This window comes from Corynebacterium bovis DSM 20582 = CIP 54.80 (genome assembly GCF_030408615.1).
Classification (GTDB): domain Bacteria; phylum Actinomycetota; class Actinomycetes; order Mycobacteriales; family Mycobacteriaceae; genus Corynebacterium; species Corynebacterium bovis.
The window spans coordinates 2,141,466-2,158,076 of record NZ_CP047187.1; the positions used below are offsets into that span (position 1 = coordinate 2,141,466).

The window sequence follows — 16,611 nt, forward strand, 5'->3', positions numbered from 1 at the left end:
GTCGTCACTGTCTGCCTGTCAGCACTGTCTGCCTGTCAGCGCCCACTCGACGTCCGCCGCCCCCGCCAGCTGCGCCGTGCGCACCGCACCGTGAATGTACGCCCCGGTCACCCCGCCGTCACCGCAGAGGTCCCGCAGCGCGTCGACGTGCCGGAGCACCGCCGCGACGTCGTTGCGCGCCGCCGGGCCCGTCAACGCCGCCTCCCGCCGGTCGAGGGCCGCCTCCACCGCCGCCGGGACGATCCGGCGCAGCAGCGTCTCCGGCGCGTCCGTCACCCGGTCGAGGACCGCGAGGGCGTCGCTGAGGAGCGTCACCGTGTGGTTCGCGGCGTGGGCGACGGCCGCGTGGTACGCGGGGCGGGCCTCCTCGGGGACGACGACCGGAACCCCGCCGAACGAGGACACGAGCACCTGCGCGACCGCGAGCCCCGCCTCACCGTCCGCCGTGACCCCCCACGGGCAGCCGGCGAGGTCCGGCTCCCCGGTGAACGTCATCACCGGGTGGAGGGCCAGCGGCAGCGCCCCGGTGTCCGTCACCGGCTGGAGGACCGCGCAGCCGTGCGCGCCGGACGTGTGGGCGACGATCTGCCCGTCGCGCGTCGTCCGGGCGACCCGCTCGACGACCTCGGGGAGCACCGGGTCCGGCACGGCGAGGACGACGAGTGCCGCCTGCGCGGCCTCCTCCACCCCGACGACCGGCACCGGCAGGTCCGTGCCCGACCGGGAGACGACGCGCACGTCGTGCCCGGCGGCGAGGGCGACGCGGGCGACCGCCGTGCCGACCGCCCCGGCGGAGATCACGCCCACGCTCAGGCGTGGGGGCTGCCGGTCCGTCATGAGTTCTTCCGCAGCTGCTCCATGAGTTCCGCGACCGTCCGCCCGCCGGCGTCCGCCCGGCGGCGGCCCCCGGTCGACGCCGCGGCCGGCGTCTCCGGCGCGCGGTGACGGTGGTGGCCGCGGTCCTCCTCCTCGGCCGGCGGGGTGCTGACGACGAGCGGGATCTGCGCCGTCTCCTCGCTGTCCGACCCGGCCCACCGCACGGCCGCGAACGACCCGGTGGAGAAGCCGGGGCGGGAGGCCGTGGCCGGGGCCGGCTGCTCCCGTTCGAGCTCGACGATCCGCTCCGCCGTCGCCCGCAGCGCGGCGGGCTCCTCGCCCAGCTCCGTGCCCGACAGCGCCGCGAGCTGCTCCCGCATCGCGGCGAGTTCCCGGCGCAGTGCCGCGACGGCCTCGTCGCGGTCCTCGCGGAGGCGCGTCGCGTAGGAGTTCTCCAGGGTGAGCTCCCGCTCCCGGTGGCGACGCCGCTCCTCCTCCAGCTCCGCCCGGTGCCGGCGTTCCAGGTCGGCGGACCGCTGGCGCAGCGTCGACAACGACCCGGCGTACCGGGTGACGAGGACCGCCCCGGAGAACGCCGCCCACAGCGACGCGATGACGGCGATCTTCAGCCACGTGTCGGAGTCCGTCACGACCATGACCGCGCTCGCGGCGAGGGCGAGGGCACAGAGCACGTACCAGAGGATCCTCATCACACCGCCGGACCCCTCCGACGGCACACGGTTTCCTGGAGTCATGGGGACCACCCTACAGCGGGACCCTAGAGCGGGACAGCGCACCCGCATTCGAGCCACACCCCGGCGGCCGTCGCCGCGACGGCCGCGAGACACCCGGCGACGACCCCCGGCACGTCGCCCGCCGCCGCGACGAGCTCCGCGCGGTGCGCGAGCACGTACACGGCCACCCCGCCGTACGCCCCGGCGACCGCCGCCGCGACCCACGCGACCGCCCGGCCGCCCATCGCGCACCACGTCACCGTCACCGGGGACCACTGCGACCGGTCGAAACCGACCATCCCGTCGGCGATGCGCCGGCGGACGACGACGCCGAGCCACCCCGCGGCCGCGGCGACGACCCACAGCACGAGGCTGTCCCGCACCTGCACCGGCGGGAACGACCCGTACCACGCCCACGCGGCGGCGGCCGTGACGACGCCGACGACGAGCATCGTCACGAGCAGCGCGGGGACACGCGTCGGCTGCACCGTCACCACCCCCCGTCGATCCGGCGCAGCCCCGTGGCGTCGACGTCGACGTCCGCGACCCGGGTGCCGCCCAGCCGCGCGTCCGGCTCGACGTCGAGCCACGGCACGACGACGAAGGCGCGGTCCAGGGCCCACGGGTGGGGCAGGGTGAGCGCGGCGTCGTCCCACGTGACGTCCTCCCCGTCGACGCGCACGGTGACGATGTCGACGTCGAGGGTCCGCGGCCCCCAGCGGCGCGTGCGCTCCCGGCCGGCGTCCCGCTCCCGGGCCTGGCAGTACCGCAGCAGCTCCGGCGGGGTGAGGGTCGTGTCGGCGACGACGACCCCGTTGCGGAACTCCGGCTGGTCCGTGACCCCCCACGGCGGCGTCGCGTACAGGGGGCTCACGGCGACGACGTCGAGGTCCGCGCGGAACGCGGCGAGCAGGTCCCGGAGCGTGGCCTCCGCGTCCCCGAGGTTCGCCCCGACGGAGAGCACGGCCCGGCGGGTCTCAGGTGCGGACATCGGGGGCCTTCCGGGACCGGCGCGCGACGACGCGCACGTCGCTGAACGGGTACGGGATCGGCGCGTCCGGCTTGTGCACCGTCACCTCGACGGCGTACACGCCCTCCCGGGCGTTGATCCGGTCCGCGACCGCCGCGGCGAGCGACTCGATGAGGTCGTAGCCCGGCCCCTCGACAACCTCCACCGCCTCCCGCGCGAGGTCGACGTAGGACAGGGTGTCCGCGATGCGGTCGGAGCGCACGGCCGCGGTGAAGTCGGTCCACACGACGAGGTCGACGAGGAAGCGCTGGCCGTGCTCCTTCTCGTCGCTGTACACGCCGTGGTAGCCCCAGGCCTCCAGGCCGGTCAGTTCGATACGGTCAGCCACGACGGGCCCTCCATCCCTCCGGCGGTTCCGGCCCGTCGCCGAGCGCGACGGCCCGGGCGACGTCGACGGCCGCGCGGCTCGGGGCGACGTCGTGCACCCGCACCGCCCACGCGCCACGGGAGGCGGCGATCGCGCTCACCGCGGCGGTGGCGTCGTCGGCGCTCGCCGGCGTGCCCGGGCGGCCGTCCGGCGCCGGGCGGAGCGTCGTGAGGAAGCGCTTGCGGCTCGCCCCGACGAGCACCGGCAGCCCGAGCCGGACGAGCGCCGGCAGGCCCTGGAGGAGCCGCCAGTTGTCCCGCGCGGACTTGCCGAAGCCGAGGCCGGGGTCGACGGACAGCGCGGCCGGGTCGACGCCCGCGTCCACCGCCCGGTCGACGACCGCGCGGAGGCGGCGGGAGACGTGGGCGACGATGTCGTCCGGCGCGGCGGCGCCGTCGGGGGCGTGGAAGGCCTCCCAGTGCATGAGGCACAACGGCAGGCCCGTCTCCGCGGCGACGCCCGTCATCCGGGGGTCGGCGAGGCCGCCCGAGACGTCATTGAGCAGGTCCGTCCCCGCCTCGGCGGCGGCCTCCGCCGTCGCCGCGTTCATCGTGTCGACGCTCGTCGTCACCCCCTCCGCGTGGAGCTCCCGGATGACCGGCACGACCCGGGCGCGCTCGACGTCCGGGTCCACCCGCCGCGCCCCCGGGCGCGTCGACTCCCCGCCGACGTCGATGATGTCCGCCCCGGCGGCGACGAGCGCCCGGGCGTGGTCGAGCGCCGCCGCCGTCGTCACGTGGTCCCCGCCGTCGGAGAAGGAGTCCTCCGTGACGTTGAGGACACCCATGACGAGCGTCCGGTCCGCGCCGTACACCGCGTGGGCCATCACCGCCCCCTGATCAGGGTCAGCGCCTCGGCCCGCGCGGCGGCGTCGTCGAGGAAGGTCCCGCGGACCGCCGACGTCACCGTCGACGCCCCGGGCTTGCGGATGCCGCGCATCGCCATGCACATGTGCTCGCACTCGATGACGACGATGACCGCGGACGGGTCGAGCCGGTCGACGAGCGCGTCCGCCACCTGCGTCGTCAGCCGCTCCTGCACCTGCGGGCGGCGGGCGTAGAGGTCGACGACCCGCGCGAGCTTCGACAGCCCCGTCACCGTGCCCGACTCCCCCGGGATGTAGCCGATGTGGGCGTGGCCGTGGAAGGGCACGAGGTGGTGCTCGCACGTGGAGAAGATCGGGATGTCCCGGACGAGGACGAGCTCCCGGTGGTTCTCCTCGAACGTCGTCCCGAGGACGTCGGAGGGCTCGGTGTACAGGCCGGCGAAGGTCTCCCGGTACGCGCGGGCGACCCGGTCGGGGGTGTCCCGCAGGCCGGGCCGGTCCGGGTCCTCGCCGACGGCGAGGAGGAGCTCACGCACCGCCGCCGCGGCCCGGTCGTGGTCGAACGTGCCCGTCACCGGTCGCCCTCCCTGCCGCCGTGGTCGGGCTGTTCGTGGTCCGGCAGGCGGAACCCGCGCGGGGCCCCGTAGTTCGCCTCCCCCGGGTGGGGCCGCGGGGTCTCCCGGGCCTCCTCCCGGCGGCGCATCCGCTCGCGGCGGGCGGAGGAGAAGAAGTTCGACCGCTCCGGCGGCTCCTCGCCGCGCTCGCGGGCGAGCTCGACGGGGGTCTTCACCGGCTCGCGGTAGTCCTGCGGGTGGTCGAGGTCCCGGAGGTGGTGGACGTCGCTCACCCGGCGGGGCTCGATGTCGCCGAAGATCGCCTCGAGGTCGGGCCGCCGCAGCGTCTCCTTCTCCAGCAGCTTCGCCGCGAGGACGTCGAGGTGGTCCCGGTACTCGCGGAGGATGGAGTACGCGACGTCGTGGGCCTTCTCGACGAGCGTGCGGACCTGCTCGTCGATGAGCGCGGCGACCTGCGGGGAGTAGTCGAGCTGCCCCTGGCCGCCCCGCCCGACGAACGGGTCGCCCTGCTCCTCGCCGTACTTCACCGCGCCGAGCTCCGGGCTCATGCCGTACTCCGTGACCATCGCGCGGGCGATCTTCGTCGCCTGCTCGATGTCGGACGACGCCCCGGTCGTCGGGATCCCGAAGACGAGCTCCTCCGCCGACCGGCCGCCCATCGCGAAGACGAGCCGGGCGAAGAGCTCGTTGCGGTCGTACATGCCCTTGTCGTCCTCGGCGGCGGTCATCGCGTGGCCGCCCGTGCGGCCGCGGGCGAGGATCGTCACCTTGTACACCCGGTCGATGTCGGTGAGCGCCCACGCGGCGAGCGTGTGCCCGCCCTCGTGGTAGGCGGTGACCTTCTTCTCCTGCTCGGAGATGATCGTCGAGCTCCGACGGGGGCCGCCGACGACGCGGTCCGTCGCCTCCTCGAGGGCGTCCGCCGTGATGACCGTGCCGTCGACGCGCGCCGTGAGCAGCGCGGCCTCGTTGAGCACGTTCTGCAGGTCCGCGCCGGACATGCCGGCCGTCCGCGTCGCCAGCGAGTGGAGGTCGACGTCCGGGGCCAGCGGCTTGCCGCGCGCGTGGACGCGGAGGATCTGCTCGCGGCCGGCGAGGTCCGGGTTCGTCACCGGGATCTGCCGGTCGAAACGGCCCGGGCGCAGCAGCGCCGGGTCGAGGATGTCCGGCCGGTTCGTCGCCGCCATGAGGATGACCCCCTGGCGGTCGCCGAAGCCGTCCATCTCCACGAGGAGCTGGTTGAGCGTCTGCTCACGCTCGTCGTGGCCGCCGCCCATGCCCGCACCGCGCTGGCGGCCGACGGCGTCGATCTCGTCGACGAAGATGATGCACGGGCTGTTCTCCTTCGCCTGGGCGAAGAGGTCCCGGACGCGGGACGCGCCGACGCCGACGAACATCTCGACGAAGTCCGACCCGGAGATGGAGTAGAACGGCACCCCGGCCTCGCCGGCGACCGCGCGGGCGAGGAGCGTCTTGCCCGTGCCGGGCGGGCCGTAGAGCAGGACACCCCGGGGGATCTTCGCCCCGAGCCGCTCGTACCGCGTCGGGTCGGAGAGGAAGTCCCGGATCTCGTCGAGCTCCTCGACGGCGTCGTCCGCCCCGGCGACGTCGTCGAACGTCGTCTCCGGGTTGTCCTTCGTCAGCTCCTTGTGCCGCGACCGGCCGAACCCGAACGGGCCGCCGCCCATGCCGCCCTGGACGCGCGACATGAGGAAGACGAGCAGGCCGACCATGAGCAGCAACGGGACGATCGTCACGAGGAGGCTGCCGAGGATGCTGTCCTTCGACACCTTCGTCGTGAAGGAGTCCGGGTGCGCCTTCTCGACCTTGTCGAAGATCGTCCCCCCGGTCCGCGCCGGGTACCGGGCGACGACCTTCGAGACGCCGTCCTTCCCGTCGACCGAGATGTCGGAGCGGAGCGTGAGCAGGAGCTCCTGTTCGCGGTCGTTGATCTGGGCCTCGCGGACGTTGCCGTCGTCGAGCTGCTTCACCGCGACAGACGTGTCGACCTCGTCGTATCCGCGCGTGCCGTCGGTGAGGACGCTGAAGGCGTAGATGGCGACGAGGATGACGGCCACGATCCCGCCGATCCTCAGGACTCTCTTCTTATCCATGATCTCACTAGGGTAACGCAGCCGCCGGACACACAACGTCCGGCGGCTGCTGGGGGTCGGTGGCTCAGCTGTAGACGGACTCCCGGAGCACGCACACGAAGGGGAGGTCGCGGTAGCGCTCGGCGTAGTCGAGCCCGTAGCCCACCACGAACCGGTCCGGGATGTCGAAACCGACGTCCGCGATCTCGACCTTCGTCCGCACCGCCTCCGGCTTGCGGAGGAGGGAGACGACGGTGAGCGACTTCGGGTTGCGGTTGCTGAGGTTCTTGTGGAGCCAGGACAGGGTGAGACCGGAGTCGATGATGTCCTCGACGATGACGACGTTGCGCCCCTCGATGTCCCGGTCGAGGTCCTTGAGGATGCGCACCACCCCGGAGGAGCTCGTCGACGAGCCGTACGAGGACACCGCCATGAACTCGAGCTGACTCGGGACGCTGAGCGCCCGGGCGAAGTCCGTGATGAAGAAGACCGCGCCCTTGAGGACGCACACGAGGATGAGGTCCTCCTCCTCGTCACGGAACCGGTCGGAGACGGCGTCCGCCATCTCCCGGACCCGCGCCTGGAGCGTCCGCTCGTCGACGAGCATCTCCCCGAGGTCGTCTCCGTAGCAGGTGGAAGGGATGTCGTTCATACGTGTCGCTTTCTCGGCTGCTCGTCCAGGACAAGGTCTGCGTCCCGGCGGGCGACCACCAGCCTGAGGTCCGCCCGCCGTGCCGCGTCCATTGTAGACGGCCACGGGACACTGACGGGCCCCTGCCCGTGCCAGTCCGCGACGAGCGCGTCGACGGCACCGAGGTGCGCCGCCGTCAGCGCCCCCGCCCGGCCCCGCAGCCACGCCCGCACCGTGCGCCGGCGCAGGGCCGCGGGCAGGCCCGCCAGCGTCGCGACCGGCAGCGGGCCCGGGCCCGGGGTGGGGGTCAGCGCGCGGAGGGCGTCGTCGTCCTCCCGGAGCAGCCGGGCGGACCGGGCGAGGTTCGCGCCGACCGCCTCCCCCAGCACCTCCCGCAGCAGCGGCATGACCTCGTGACGCAGGCGGCTGCGGAGGACGTCCGGGCTCGCGTTGTGCGGGTCCCGCCACGGGTCCAGCCCGAGCTCGGCGCACGACCCGTAGGTCTGCTCCCGCGTCACGCGGAGGAGGGGGCGCCACAGCAGCGTCGCCCCCGCGGCGACGGCCGGGTGGTCGACGGTCACCGGGGCCAGCCCCGCGAGGCTCGTCGTCCCCGACCCCCGGGCGAGGCCGAGCAGCACCCCCTCCGCGTCGTCGTCGGCGGTGTGCCCGACGGCGAGCGGACCCCGCGCGGCCCGGCCGAGGGCCCGGTACCGGGCGTCCCGCGCCGGCCCCTCCCCCGGCCCGTCGACCGTGACCGCGACGACCTCCGCCTCCGCCCCCAGGTCCCGGCACGTCGCCGCCGCCCGCGCCGCGACCGCCGCCGAGCCCGGCTGGAGACCGTGGTCGACGACGACCGCCCGGACCCCGAACCCCTCCGCGCACGCGGCGGCGACGAGGGCGAGCGAGTCCCCGCCCCCGGACACGCCGACGGTCACCGCGTCCGTCCCCGCGGGGAGGTCGGCGGCGGCGGCGCGGAGGGCCCGGCGGACCGCGGCGGTGTGCCTCACGGCGGACCTCACATGTCCCGCAGCGCGGCGGCGAGCCGGTCGAGGGCCGCCCGGCCCGCGTCGATGTCCCCGCCGCCCGGGGTGTTCGAGATGAAGGCGAAGGTCAGCGCCCGGCCGCCGCGCGTCGTCACCGTGCCGGCGAGCGCGTTGACGCCGTCGAGGGTGCCGGTCTTCGCCCGCACCCACCCGGCGCCGTCGCGCGCCCCCGAGGGCACGGAGTACCAGTCGCGGAGGGTGCCGTCGCCGCCGGCGACGGGGAGGGCGTCGAGGAGAAGGCCGAGGTCCCCGGCGCGCGGGGCGGCCGCGGCGGCGAGGACGCCGTCGAGGAGGTGCGCCGAGAGCCGGTCGTCGCCGCTCATCCCGGAGGTGTCGACGAGCACCGCGCCGTCCGTGCCGAGGCCGTGGTCGCGGAGCGTGCCGAGGACGGCGTCGACGGCGCCCCGGAACGTCCCCGGGGCACCCCGGTGCGCGGCGACCTCCCGGCCGACGGCCTCGGCGAGGAGGTTGTCGCTGTGGAGGAGCATGTCGCGGACGCGCGTGACGAGCGGGGCGGAGCGCACCTCGCCGAGGGTGTCCGCGTGCGGCACGGGCGTCGGCGACGTCGCCACCGGGACGTCCGGGGCGCCGAGCGCGGCGGCGAGGGCGTGGCCGACGTCCGCCGACGGGGTCGTCGACCGGGGCGAGTACGTGTCCCGGGGGTCGACGCGGCCCGCGTCGAGCATGGTCCCCCCGAGGTCGGTGACGTTGCCGCCGGCGACGTCCGCGCGGTCCCACGTGTCGTTGAAGAAGGAGCCCCCGCGGACCGAGTCGTCCACCGTCACCGCCGTCACCGGCTCGCCCCCGAGCGCCGCGCGGACCTGGTCGGCGAGGTCGGCCACCGTCGCCGCGTCGGTGAACGTGCCGGACCCGGCGGTCCGGGCGAGCGTCACGTCGCCGCCGCCGACGACGACGACCTCCCCGGGACGCGCGCCCCGGGCGACGACCGTCGGCACGGTCGCGTCCGGCCCGAGCTCCAGCAGCGCCGCCGAGGCGGTGAGCAGCTTCGTCGACGACGCCGGGACCAGCGGGCGGTCGCCGGCGCCGGACCACAGCGACTTCCCCGTCGCCGCGTCCGAGACCTCCCCGGACAGGGCGCCGAGGGCGGGGTCACCGGCGGGCCCGGCGAGGGCGGAGGGGACGTCCGGCAGCGGCCCGGCGTCCGTCGCCGGCAGCAGCGCCGCCGGGGCGGGGTCGGGGCCCGGGGCGGCGGCGACCGTCGTCCCGGAGCGGTCGGACCACACCACCGCGGCCGTGACGACGACCGCCACGACGACGATGAACGCGACGATCCCCGCCAGCCACGGCCAGATACGGCGTTTCCTGGTTCCACTCACGGTGGACCAGCCTATCGCCGTCAGGACGCGGTGAGCAGGACCGGCCGGAGGAACGCGGCGAGCGCGTCGGTGTCGTCGAGCGCGTACACGCCCGCGACGTACTGGTCGGGCCGGACGAGGACGACCGCCCCGTCCCGGGAGATCCCCCGCTCGGCCCACGTGTCGTGGCCGGGCAGGACGCAGTACGCCTTGCCGAGGTCGGTGAGGTGGAACGGGCCGACCTCGGGGCGGAACCCGCGGGGCACGTCCGTGGTGTCCACCGCCCGGTGGTCGCAGGGGAGGACGACGCGGGCGTCGAAGAGGGCGTCGTCGTCCCCCTCCCCCGTGCACCGCACCCGGGGCGAGTCCGGGGACTCCTGCCACCAGTCCGCCCACCGCTGCAGCCGGGGTCCGACGGGCGTCTCCGCGACGTCGCCGAAGACGTAGACGCGCCACCGCCCGTCGGCGGTCGCCTCGTGGCCGAGGTGGACCGGGTAGGCGTCGCAGAGCCGGTTGACCTCGACGGAGTGGAAGCGCCGGCCGACCGGGTAGCCCGTCGCGACGGCCTGGTCCTCCGTCCCGTCGGTCGCGAGCGACGGCGGGTACTCGGTGAGGAAGCCGTTGGAGAACTCCTCCCCCGCGATGTAGAACCGCTCGATCTCCGCCGCGTCGCGCGGGTCGTCGACGGGCCGGGCCATCATCGACGACCACTCGCGGTCGAAGGCGATGAGGTTCGCGGCGACCTCCGTCCGCTCGGACGAGTACGTCCGCAGCAGCTCCTCCGGGGAGCGGCCCGTGAGGACGTACGCGAGCTTCCACGCGAGGTTGAAGCCGTCCTGCATCGACACGTTCATGCCCTGGCCGGCCTTCGCGCTGTGGGTGTGGCAGGCGTCGCCGAGGATGAACACGCGGGGGTCGTCGGCGTCGTCGTCGAACCGGTCGGTGAGGCGGTGGCCGACCTCGTAGACGCTGTTCCACGCGACGTCGCGGACGTCGAGGGTGTACGGGTGGAGGATCTCGTTGGCCCGGCGGATGACCTCGTCGAGCGGGGTGCGGCGGACGGCGTGGTCGTCGTCGACGGGGACCTCCCCGAGGTCGACGTACATGCGGAACAGGTGGCCGCCCTCCCGGGGGATGTGGAGGATCGCGCCGTGCGAGGACTGGATCGCGCACTTGCGGCGGATGTCCGGGAAGTCCGTCGCCGCGACGACGTCCATGACGCCCCAGGCGTGGTTGGCGGCGTCGCCGGTCATCGTCCGGCCGATCGCCGCGCGCACCTTGCTGTGGGCCCCGTCGGCCCCGACGACGTACCGGGCGCGGACCGTGCGCTCCCGGCCGTCCGTGTCGCGGATCGTCACGTGGACGACGTCGCCCTCCCGGCGCAGGCCGGTGAACTCCCAGCCGTAGTCGGGCCGCATCCGGCTCGGCGAGTTCGCCATGAACTCGGCGAAGTTGTCGAGGATGCGGGCCTGGTTGACGATGAGGTGGGGGAACTCGCTGATGCCGGTCTCGTCGTCGACGGTGCGGCCGGCGCGGACGATCCGCTCCGGGTCCTCCGGGTCCGGGCGCCAGAAGGCCGTCTCGGTGATGTGGAAGGCCTCCTCGCTGATCCGGTCGGCGAAGCCGAACGCCTGGAAGGTCTCCACGCTCCGGGCCTGGATGCCGTCGGCCTGGCCGACCTCGAGGCGGCCGGGGCGGCGGTCGATGACGCGGGTGGTGACCCCCGGGATGACGGACAGCTGCGCCGCCGCGATCATCCCCGCGGGGCCCGCGCCGACGATGAGGACGTCGACCTCGTCGGGGATCTCGGTGGGCCACTCGGTGGCCTGGGCGTCGGGACTGCGACGCGGGTCACCGGAGACGTACCCGTGGTGGTGGAATTTCATGACTTCTCCTTGCGGCCGCGGCGCAGTGCGCGGCATGGTCATATATGATCCCGGTGCCGGAGGCGGTCACCGGAGACCTCGGAATCGTGGGAGGGTGGTGGCGTCGTCCTGACCGAGGGGGACCCCGGTGCGGTCGCGCAGGACGAACGCGGCGATGAAGCCGACGACGGTCATCGCGCCGAGGTAGACGGTGATGGCCCCCGTCCCGCCGGTGGCGTTGCGCAGGAGCGTGGCGACGGTGGGCGAGAACGCCCCGCCGAGGATCGCCCCGAGCGCGTACGTCACCGACACCCCGGAGAACCGGAGGTTCGCGGGGAAGAGCTCGGCGTACATGGCGGACTGCTGGCCGTAGGTGAACCCGAGGCCCACCGACAGGCCGGCGAGCGCGACGGCGAGCAGCCCCAGGTTCCCGGTGTCGACGAGGGGGAACAGGGCGAGGACACCGAGGAACTGGAGCGCGAAGCCGAGCAGGTAGGTCGTCCGGCGCCCGGCCTTGTCGGAGAGCCAGCCGGCGAGCAGCGTCGACACCCCCCACACGACCGCGGACGCCGAGACGATGAGGAGCACGCCGGTGCGGTCCATCCGCAGCGGGCCCGCCGGGTCCGTCGCGTAGCTCTGGATGTACCCGCCCGTCGTCATGTAGCCGACGGCGCCGTTGCCCGCGAAGACGAGCGCGGCGACGACGACCACCGGGAGGTGCCCGCGGAGGAGCACGCCGACGGGCGCGGACGCCGCCGCACCCCGCTCGACGATCTCGGTGAACACCGGGGACTCCTCGACGCCGTGCCGGACGAGGTAGCCGACGACGACGAGGACGGCGCTCACGAGGAACGGGATGCGCCAGCCCCAGGCGGTGAACGCGTCACCCGGCGCGATGACGGACACGAGGCCGAGCGCCCCGGACGCCATGAGCAGGCCGATCGGCACGCCCACCTGGGGTCCGGAGCCGTAGAGGCCCCGGCGGTCGACGGGGGCGTGCTCGACGGACATGAGCACGGCACCGCCCCACTCCCCGCCGGCGGACACGCCCTGGAGGACGCGGAGGACGATGAGCAGGACGGGAGACCAGACGCCGATGCTGGCGTACGTCGGCAGTAGGCCGATGAGGGTGGTCGACGCCCCCATGCACAGGAGCGTGACCATGAGGACGGTCCGCCGGCCGATGCGGTCGCCGTAGTGGCCGGCCAGCAGGGCGCCGAACGGCCGGACGAGGAAGGACAGGCCGACGGTGAGGAAGGACACGACCGTCGCGGCGGCCGGCCCGAGGGGGGCGAAGACGACGGTGCGGAACACCAGGCCCGCCGCGGCCGCGTAGAGGAAGTAGTCGTACCACTCGATCGCGGTCCCGACGGTCGTCGCGGCGACGACCCGCCGGCGCTCCGCGATCGTGATGCCCCGTGCGGGCGCCGTGACTGACATGTCCACCATGTCGGCCTCCTAGTGATGTCACCTGTTGGACAGAATGTTTGTGATCCACACCACTTGTGGACCTGCGGACGATCATATACGATCTGGTTTCATACACAAGACCTTTTCGGTCACAAGACATCACACGCGAGGGCTCCCGCCGGGGGGCGGACGGAGGCACGGACGCACCATGCACGACACAACGCCGCACACCGGGACCGGGCCGGGGCAGCTGCCCTCCCCCTCCACGGTCATCGCCGTCCACGTCGACTACGTCTCCCGGGCCCGCCAGCGGGGGCGGACGCCGTCGACCCCCTCCTACTTCCTCAAGTCCGTCGGCTCCCTCTCCCGGACCGGCGAGCCCGTCGCGCGCCCCGCGGGGACCGAACTCCTCGGCTTCGAGGGGGAGATCGCCCTCGTCATCGGCAGCCGCGCCCACCGGGTCCCGCTCGCGGAGGCCTGGTCCCACGTCGGGGCCGTGACCGCGGCGAACGACGTCGGGCTGTACGACTACCGCACCGCCGACAAGGGCTCGAACGTCCGCTCCAAGAGCCGGGACGGCTTCACCCCGCTCGGCCCGGAGCTCATCGACGCCCGGACCGTCGACCCCACCGCCCTCCGCGTGCGCACGTGGCTCAACGGCACGCTCGTCCAGGAGGGCCGGACCGGCGACGAGGACCTCCTCTTCCCCCTCCCGCAGCTCGTCGCCGACCTCTCCCAGCACCTCACCCTCGAACCGGGCGACGTCATCCTCACCGGCACCCCGGCGGGCGCCGGCGTCGCCGTCCCCGGTGACGTCCTCGAGGTCGAGGTCGACGCCCCCGACACCCCCGGCCACCCCACCTCCGGGCGGCTCCGCACCCCGGTCACCGAGGGTCCCGGGGACTTCGACCCCGCGCTCGGCGCCCTGCCCCACGTCGACGACCGGCAGCGCGAGGACGCCTGGGGCGACCGCGCCGCCGCCGGGCTCGACGCCGCGGACCGCGGGCTCCGCGCGGCGTTCGACGGGCTGCCCACCGCGGGGGTCTCGGCCGAGCTGCGCCGGCGGGGGATCGACCGGTGCGTCGTCGAGGGGGTGCGGCCGCTCACCGCCGGGCGGGGGTTCGTCGGCGTCGCCCGGACGCTGCGGTTCCTGCCCGGACGGGAGGATCTCGTCAGCGCGCGGGGCGGCGGGTACAACGCCCAGAAGCGGGCGTTCGACGCGCTCCGCGAGGGCGAGGTGCTCGTCATCGACGCCGGTGAGGACCCCACGGCGGGCACCCTCGGCGACGTCCTCGCGCTGCGGGCGCGGCACCTCGGCGCCGCGGGCGTCGTCACCGACGGCGGGGTCCGGGACTCCGCCGCCGTCGCCGCGACCGGCCTGCCGGTGTTCACCCGCACCCCCCACCCGGCGGTCCTCAGCCGCCGCCACGTCCCGTGGGACGCCGACCTCCCGGTCGCGTGCGGCGGGACGACGGTCGTGCCCGGCGACATCGTCCTCGGGGACGACGACGGCGTCGTCGTCGTGCCCCGGGACATCGCCGCCGACGTCGCGCGCGTCGCGGCGGAGAAGGAGCGCCAGGACGCGTGGGTCGCCGCGCGGGTCGCCGAGGGCAACCCGGTCGACGGGCTCTTCCCCCCGACCGGCCGCTGGGCCGAGGCCTGGGAGCGTGAGCGGTGAACGGCACGGCACACACGACACACACGGCCCCGTCCCGCGCGGGGAAGACCGAGCGGGCCTACCGGTGGATCCGGGAACGGATCCACAACCACGAGTTCGCCCCGGGCCACCGGCTCGTGCTCAGCAGCCTCGCCGAGGAGCTCGGCGTGAGCGTCGTCCCCGTCCGGGAGGCGATCCGGCAGCTCGAAGCCGAGGACCTGGTGACCTTCGAACGCAACGTCGGGGCCCGGGTCGCGATGGTCGACGGCCGGAGCTACGCGGAGACCATGGAGGTCGTCGCCTACCTCGAGGAGGCGGCGACGGCGCTGGCCGTCCCGCGGCTCACCGCCCTCGACCTCGACGACGCCGAGGAGTGCAACGCCGAGATGGCGGCGCTCCTCGACGACCTCGACCCCCGCCGGTTCACGCTCCTCAACCGCCGGTTCCACAGCATCCTCTTCCGGCGGTCGCCGAACACCCGGCTCCGGGAACTGCTCACGACCGAGTGGGACCGGCTCGACCACCAGCGGGAGTCCACCTTCGCCTTCGTGCCGGAGCGGGCCCCCGCGTCGGTCGCGGAGCACACCCGCATCGTCGACCTCATCCGGGCCGGCGCCGACCCCGCCTACGTCGGGCAGGTCGCCCGCCGGCACCGGATGGCGACCCTCGAGGCCTGCCTCGAGCGCGCCCCGGGGTCCCACACCCACCAGAACCGCAGAAAGGCCACATCATGACCACCACCGCACCGACGCCCCCGGCGGGCGTCCCGGACCGCATCCGCCACTACATCGGCGGCCGGTTCACCGACTCCGTGGACGGCGGCACGTTCGACGTGCTCGAACCGGTCGGCAACACGACGTACGTCACCGCCGCCTCCGGCCAGAAGGCGGACATCGACGCCGCCGTCGCCGCCGCCCGCACCGCGTTCGAGGAGGGCCCGTGGGCCCGGGCCCTCCCCCGGGAGCGCTCCCGGGTGCTCCACCGCATCGCCGACCTCGTCGAGAGCCGCGAGGACGAGCTCGCGGAGATGGAGACCTTCGACTCCGGCCTGCCGATCAGCCAGTCCCGCGGGCAGGCCCGGCGCGCCGCGGAGAACTTCCGGTTCTTCGCCGACCTCATCGTCGCCCAGGCCGACGACGCCTACAAGGTGCCCGGCCGCCAGATCAACTACGTCAACCGCAAGCCGATCGGCGTCGCCGGGCTCATCACACCGTGGAACACGCCGTTCATGCTCGAGTCGTGGAAGCTCGCGCCGTCGATCGCGACGGGCAACAGCGTCGTCCTCAAGCCGGCGGAGTTCACCCCGCTGTCCGCGCAGCTCTGGCCGGGGATCTTCGAGGAGGCCGGGCTGCCCGAGGGCGTGTTCAACCTCGTCAACGGCTTCGGCGAGAGCGCCAGCGACGCGCTCGTCAAGCACCCGGACGTCCCGCTCATCTCCTTCACCGGGGAGTCGCGGACGGGCCAGATCATCTTCGGCAACGCCGCCCCGTACCTCAAGGGGCTGTCGATGGAGCTCGGGGGCAAGTCCCCCGCCGTCGTCTTCGCCGACGCCGACCTCGACACCGCCATCGACGCGACGATCTTCGGCGTGTTCTCGCTCAACGGCGAGCGCTGCACCGCCGGCTCCCGCATCCTCGTCCAGCGGCCCGTGTACGACGAGTTCGTCGAGCGGTACGCCGCCCAGGCCTCCCGCGTGCGCGTCGGCCTGCCCCACGACCCGGAGACCGAGGTCGGGGCGCTCGTCCACCCGGAGCACTACGAGAAGGTCATGAGCTACGTCGAGCTCGGCAAGTCCGAGGGCCGGCTCGTCGCCGGCGGCGGGCGCCCGGAGGGGTTCGACGAGGGCAACTTCGTCGCCCCGACGGTCTTCGCCGACGTGCCGCCGACGGCGCGGATCTTCCGGGAGGAGATCTTCGGCCCGGTCGTCGCCATCACCCCGTTCGACACGGACGAGGAGGCGGTCGCCCTGGCCAACGACACGGACTACGGCCTCGCCGCCTACATCTGGACCAGTGACCTGCGCCGCGCCCACACCGTGGCCCAGGCGGTCGAGAGCGGGATGGTCTGGCTCAACTCGAACAACGTCCGCGACCTGCGCACCCCGTTCGGCGGGGTGAAGGCCTCCGGTCTCGGCCACGAGGGCGGCTACCGGTCCATCGACTTCTACACCGACCAGCAGGCGGTGCACATCAACCTCGGCGAGGTCCACAACCCCGTCTTCGGGCGCGACACCTCCGCCTGACCACCC

The 16,611-nt window shown here is 74.3% G+C and carries 16 protein-coding genes; 3 read left to right on the top strand and 13 right to left on the bottom strand.

Annotated features, from left to right (window positions below; all coding sequences use genetic code 11):
• Positions 1–18 precede the first annotated feature (18 nt).
• The 13 genes from CBOVI_RS08790 to CBOVI_RS08850 form a co-directional block, all read right to left on the bottom strand.
• Positions 19–837: a DUF2520 domain-containing protein gene (locus CBOVI_RS08790; protein ID WP_010268771.1), complete on the bottom strand. Its 819-nt coding sequence runs from the start codon at positions 835–837 to the stop codon at positions 19–21.
• Positions 834–1,571: a DUF6779 domain-containing protein gene (locus CBOVI_RS08795; RefSeq protein ID WP_125186242.1), complete on the bottom strand. Its 738-nt coding sequence runs from the start codon at positions 1,569–1,571 to the stop codon at positions 834–836. Before CBOVI_RS08795 ends, CBOVI_RS08790 begins: the two co-directional genes overlap by 4 nt.
• Positions 1,572–1,594: 23 nt before the next feature.
• On the bottom strand, positions 1,595–2,038 hold the full coding sequence (locus tag CBOVI_RS08800; protein ID WP_043361535.1) for a DUF3180 family protein: 444 nt from the start codon (positions 2,036–2,038) through the stop codon (positions 1,595–1,597).
• A 2-nt stretch (positions 2,039–2,040) separates the two neighbouring features.
• On the bottom strand, positions 2,041–2,541 hold the full coding sequence (gene folK / locus CBOVI_RS08805; protein ID WP_010268762.1) for a 2-amino-4-hydroxy-6-hydroxymethyldihydropteridine diphosphokinase: 501 nt from the start codon (positions 2,539–2,541) through the stop codon (positions 2,041–2,043).
• A complete protein-coding gene (gene folB / locus CBOVI_RS08810) occupies positions 2,528–2,908 on the bottom strand; it encodes a dihydroneopterin aldolase (RefSeq protein ID WP_010268760.1) in 381 nt (126 codons plus the stop codon). Before folB ends, folK begins: the two co-directional genes overlap by 14 nt.
• Entirely contained in the window at positions 2,901–3,773 is an 873-nt protein-coding gene (folP, locus tag CBOVI_RS08815; protein ID WP_125186240.1) for a dihydropteroate synthase, read from the bottom strand. Before folP ends, folB begins: the two co-directional genes overlap by 8 nt.
• Positions 3,773–4,348: a GTP cyclohydrolase I FolE gene (gene folE, locus CBOVI_RS08820; RefSeq protein WP_010264633.1), complete on the bottom strand. Its 576-nt coding sequence runs from the start codon at positions 4,346–4,348 to the stop codon at positions 3,773–3,775. Before folE ends, folP begins: the two co-directional genes overlap by 1 nt.
• Positions 4,345–6,462 carry an ATP-dependent zinc metalloprotease FtsH gene (ftsH, locus tag CBOVI_RS08825; RefSeq protein WP_043360429.1) on the bottom strand — a complete coding sequence of 706 codons (2,118 nt, stop codon included), beginning with the start codon at positions 6,460–6,462 and terminating at the stop codon, positions 4,345–4,347. The genes folE and ftsH overlap by 4 nt, the downstream gene beginning before the upstream one ends.
• Before the next feature lie 64 nt (positions 6,463–6,526).
• The gene (gene hpt / locus CBOVI_RS08830) at positions 6,527–7,093 is read right to left on the bottom strand and encodes a hypoxanthine phosphoribosyltransferase (RefSeq protein ID WP_010264644.1); all 567 of its coding nucleotides are present in this window, start codon (positions 7,091–7,093) and stop codon (positions 6,527–6,529) included.
• The gene (gene tilS, locus CBOVI_RS08835) at positions 7,090–8,079 is read right to left on the bottom strand and encodes a tRNA lysidine(34) synthetase TilS (protein ID WP_260433044.1); all 990 of its coding nucleotides are present in this window, start codon (positions 8,077–8,079) and stop codon (positions 7,090–7,092) included. Before tilS ends, hpt begins: the two co-directional genes overlap by 4 nt.
• 8 nt (positions 8,080–8,087) lie before the next feature.
• Complete coding sequence (dacB, locus tag CBOVI_RS08840) at positions 8,088–9,452, bottom strand: D-alanyl-D-alanine carboxypeptidase/D-alanyl-D-alanine endopeptidase (protein WP_232625710.1); 1,365 nt, start codon at positions 9,450–9,452, stop codon at positions 8,088–8,090.
• 20 nt (positions 9,453–9,472) lie between these two features.
• A complete protein-coding gene (locus tag CBOVI_RS08845) occupies positions 9,473–11,317 on the bottom strand; it encodes an FAD-dependent monooxygenase (RefSeq protein ID WP_010265184.1) in 1,845 nt (614 codons plus the stop codon).
• Between the two features lie 66 nt (positions 11,318–11,383).
• Positions 11,384–12,736 (bottom strand): MFS transporter, encoded by a 1,353-nt coding sequence (locus CBOVI_RS08850; protein ID WP_043360553.1) that lies wholly within the window; start codon positions 12,734–12,736, stop codon positions 11,384–11,386.
• Between the two features lie 178 nt (positions 12,737–12,914).
• Here CBOVI_RS08850 and CBOVI_RS08855 point away from each other — a divergent pair, with 178 nt between their 5' ends.
• From CBOVI_RS08855 to hpaE, 3 genes are read left to right on the top strand one after another with little or no spacing between them, the layout of a single operon-like run.
• Positions 12,915–14,384, top strand: coding sequence for a fumarylacetoacetate hydrolase family protein (locus CBOVI_RS08855; RefSeq protein ID WP_125186205.1), 1,470 nt, complete (start codon positions 12,915–12,917; stop codon positions 14,382–14,384).
• Complete coding sequence (locus CBOVI_RS08860) at positions 14,381–15,097, top strand: GntR family transcriptional regulator (protein ID WP_010265173.1); 717 nt, start codon at positions 14,381–14,383, stop codon at positions 15,095–15,097. Before CBOVI_RS08855 ends, CBOVI_RS08860 begins: the two co-directional genes overlap by 4 nt.
• On the top strand, positions 15,094–16,605 hold the full coding sequence (hpaE, locus tag CBOVI_RS08865; protein WP_010265169.1) for a 5-carboxymethyl-2-hydroxymuconate semialdehyde dehydrogenase: 1,512 nt from the start codon (positions 15,094–15,096) through the stop codon (positions 16,603–16,605). Before CBOVI_RS08860 ends, hpaE begins: the two co-directional genes overlap by 4 nt.
• The last annotated feature ends 6 nt before the right edge of the window (positions 16,606–16,611 follow it).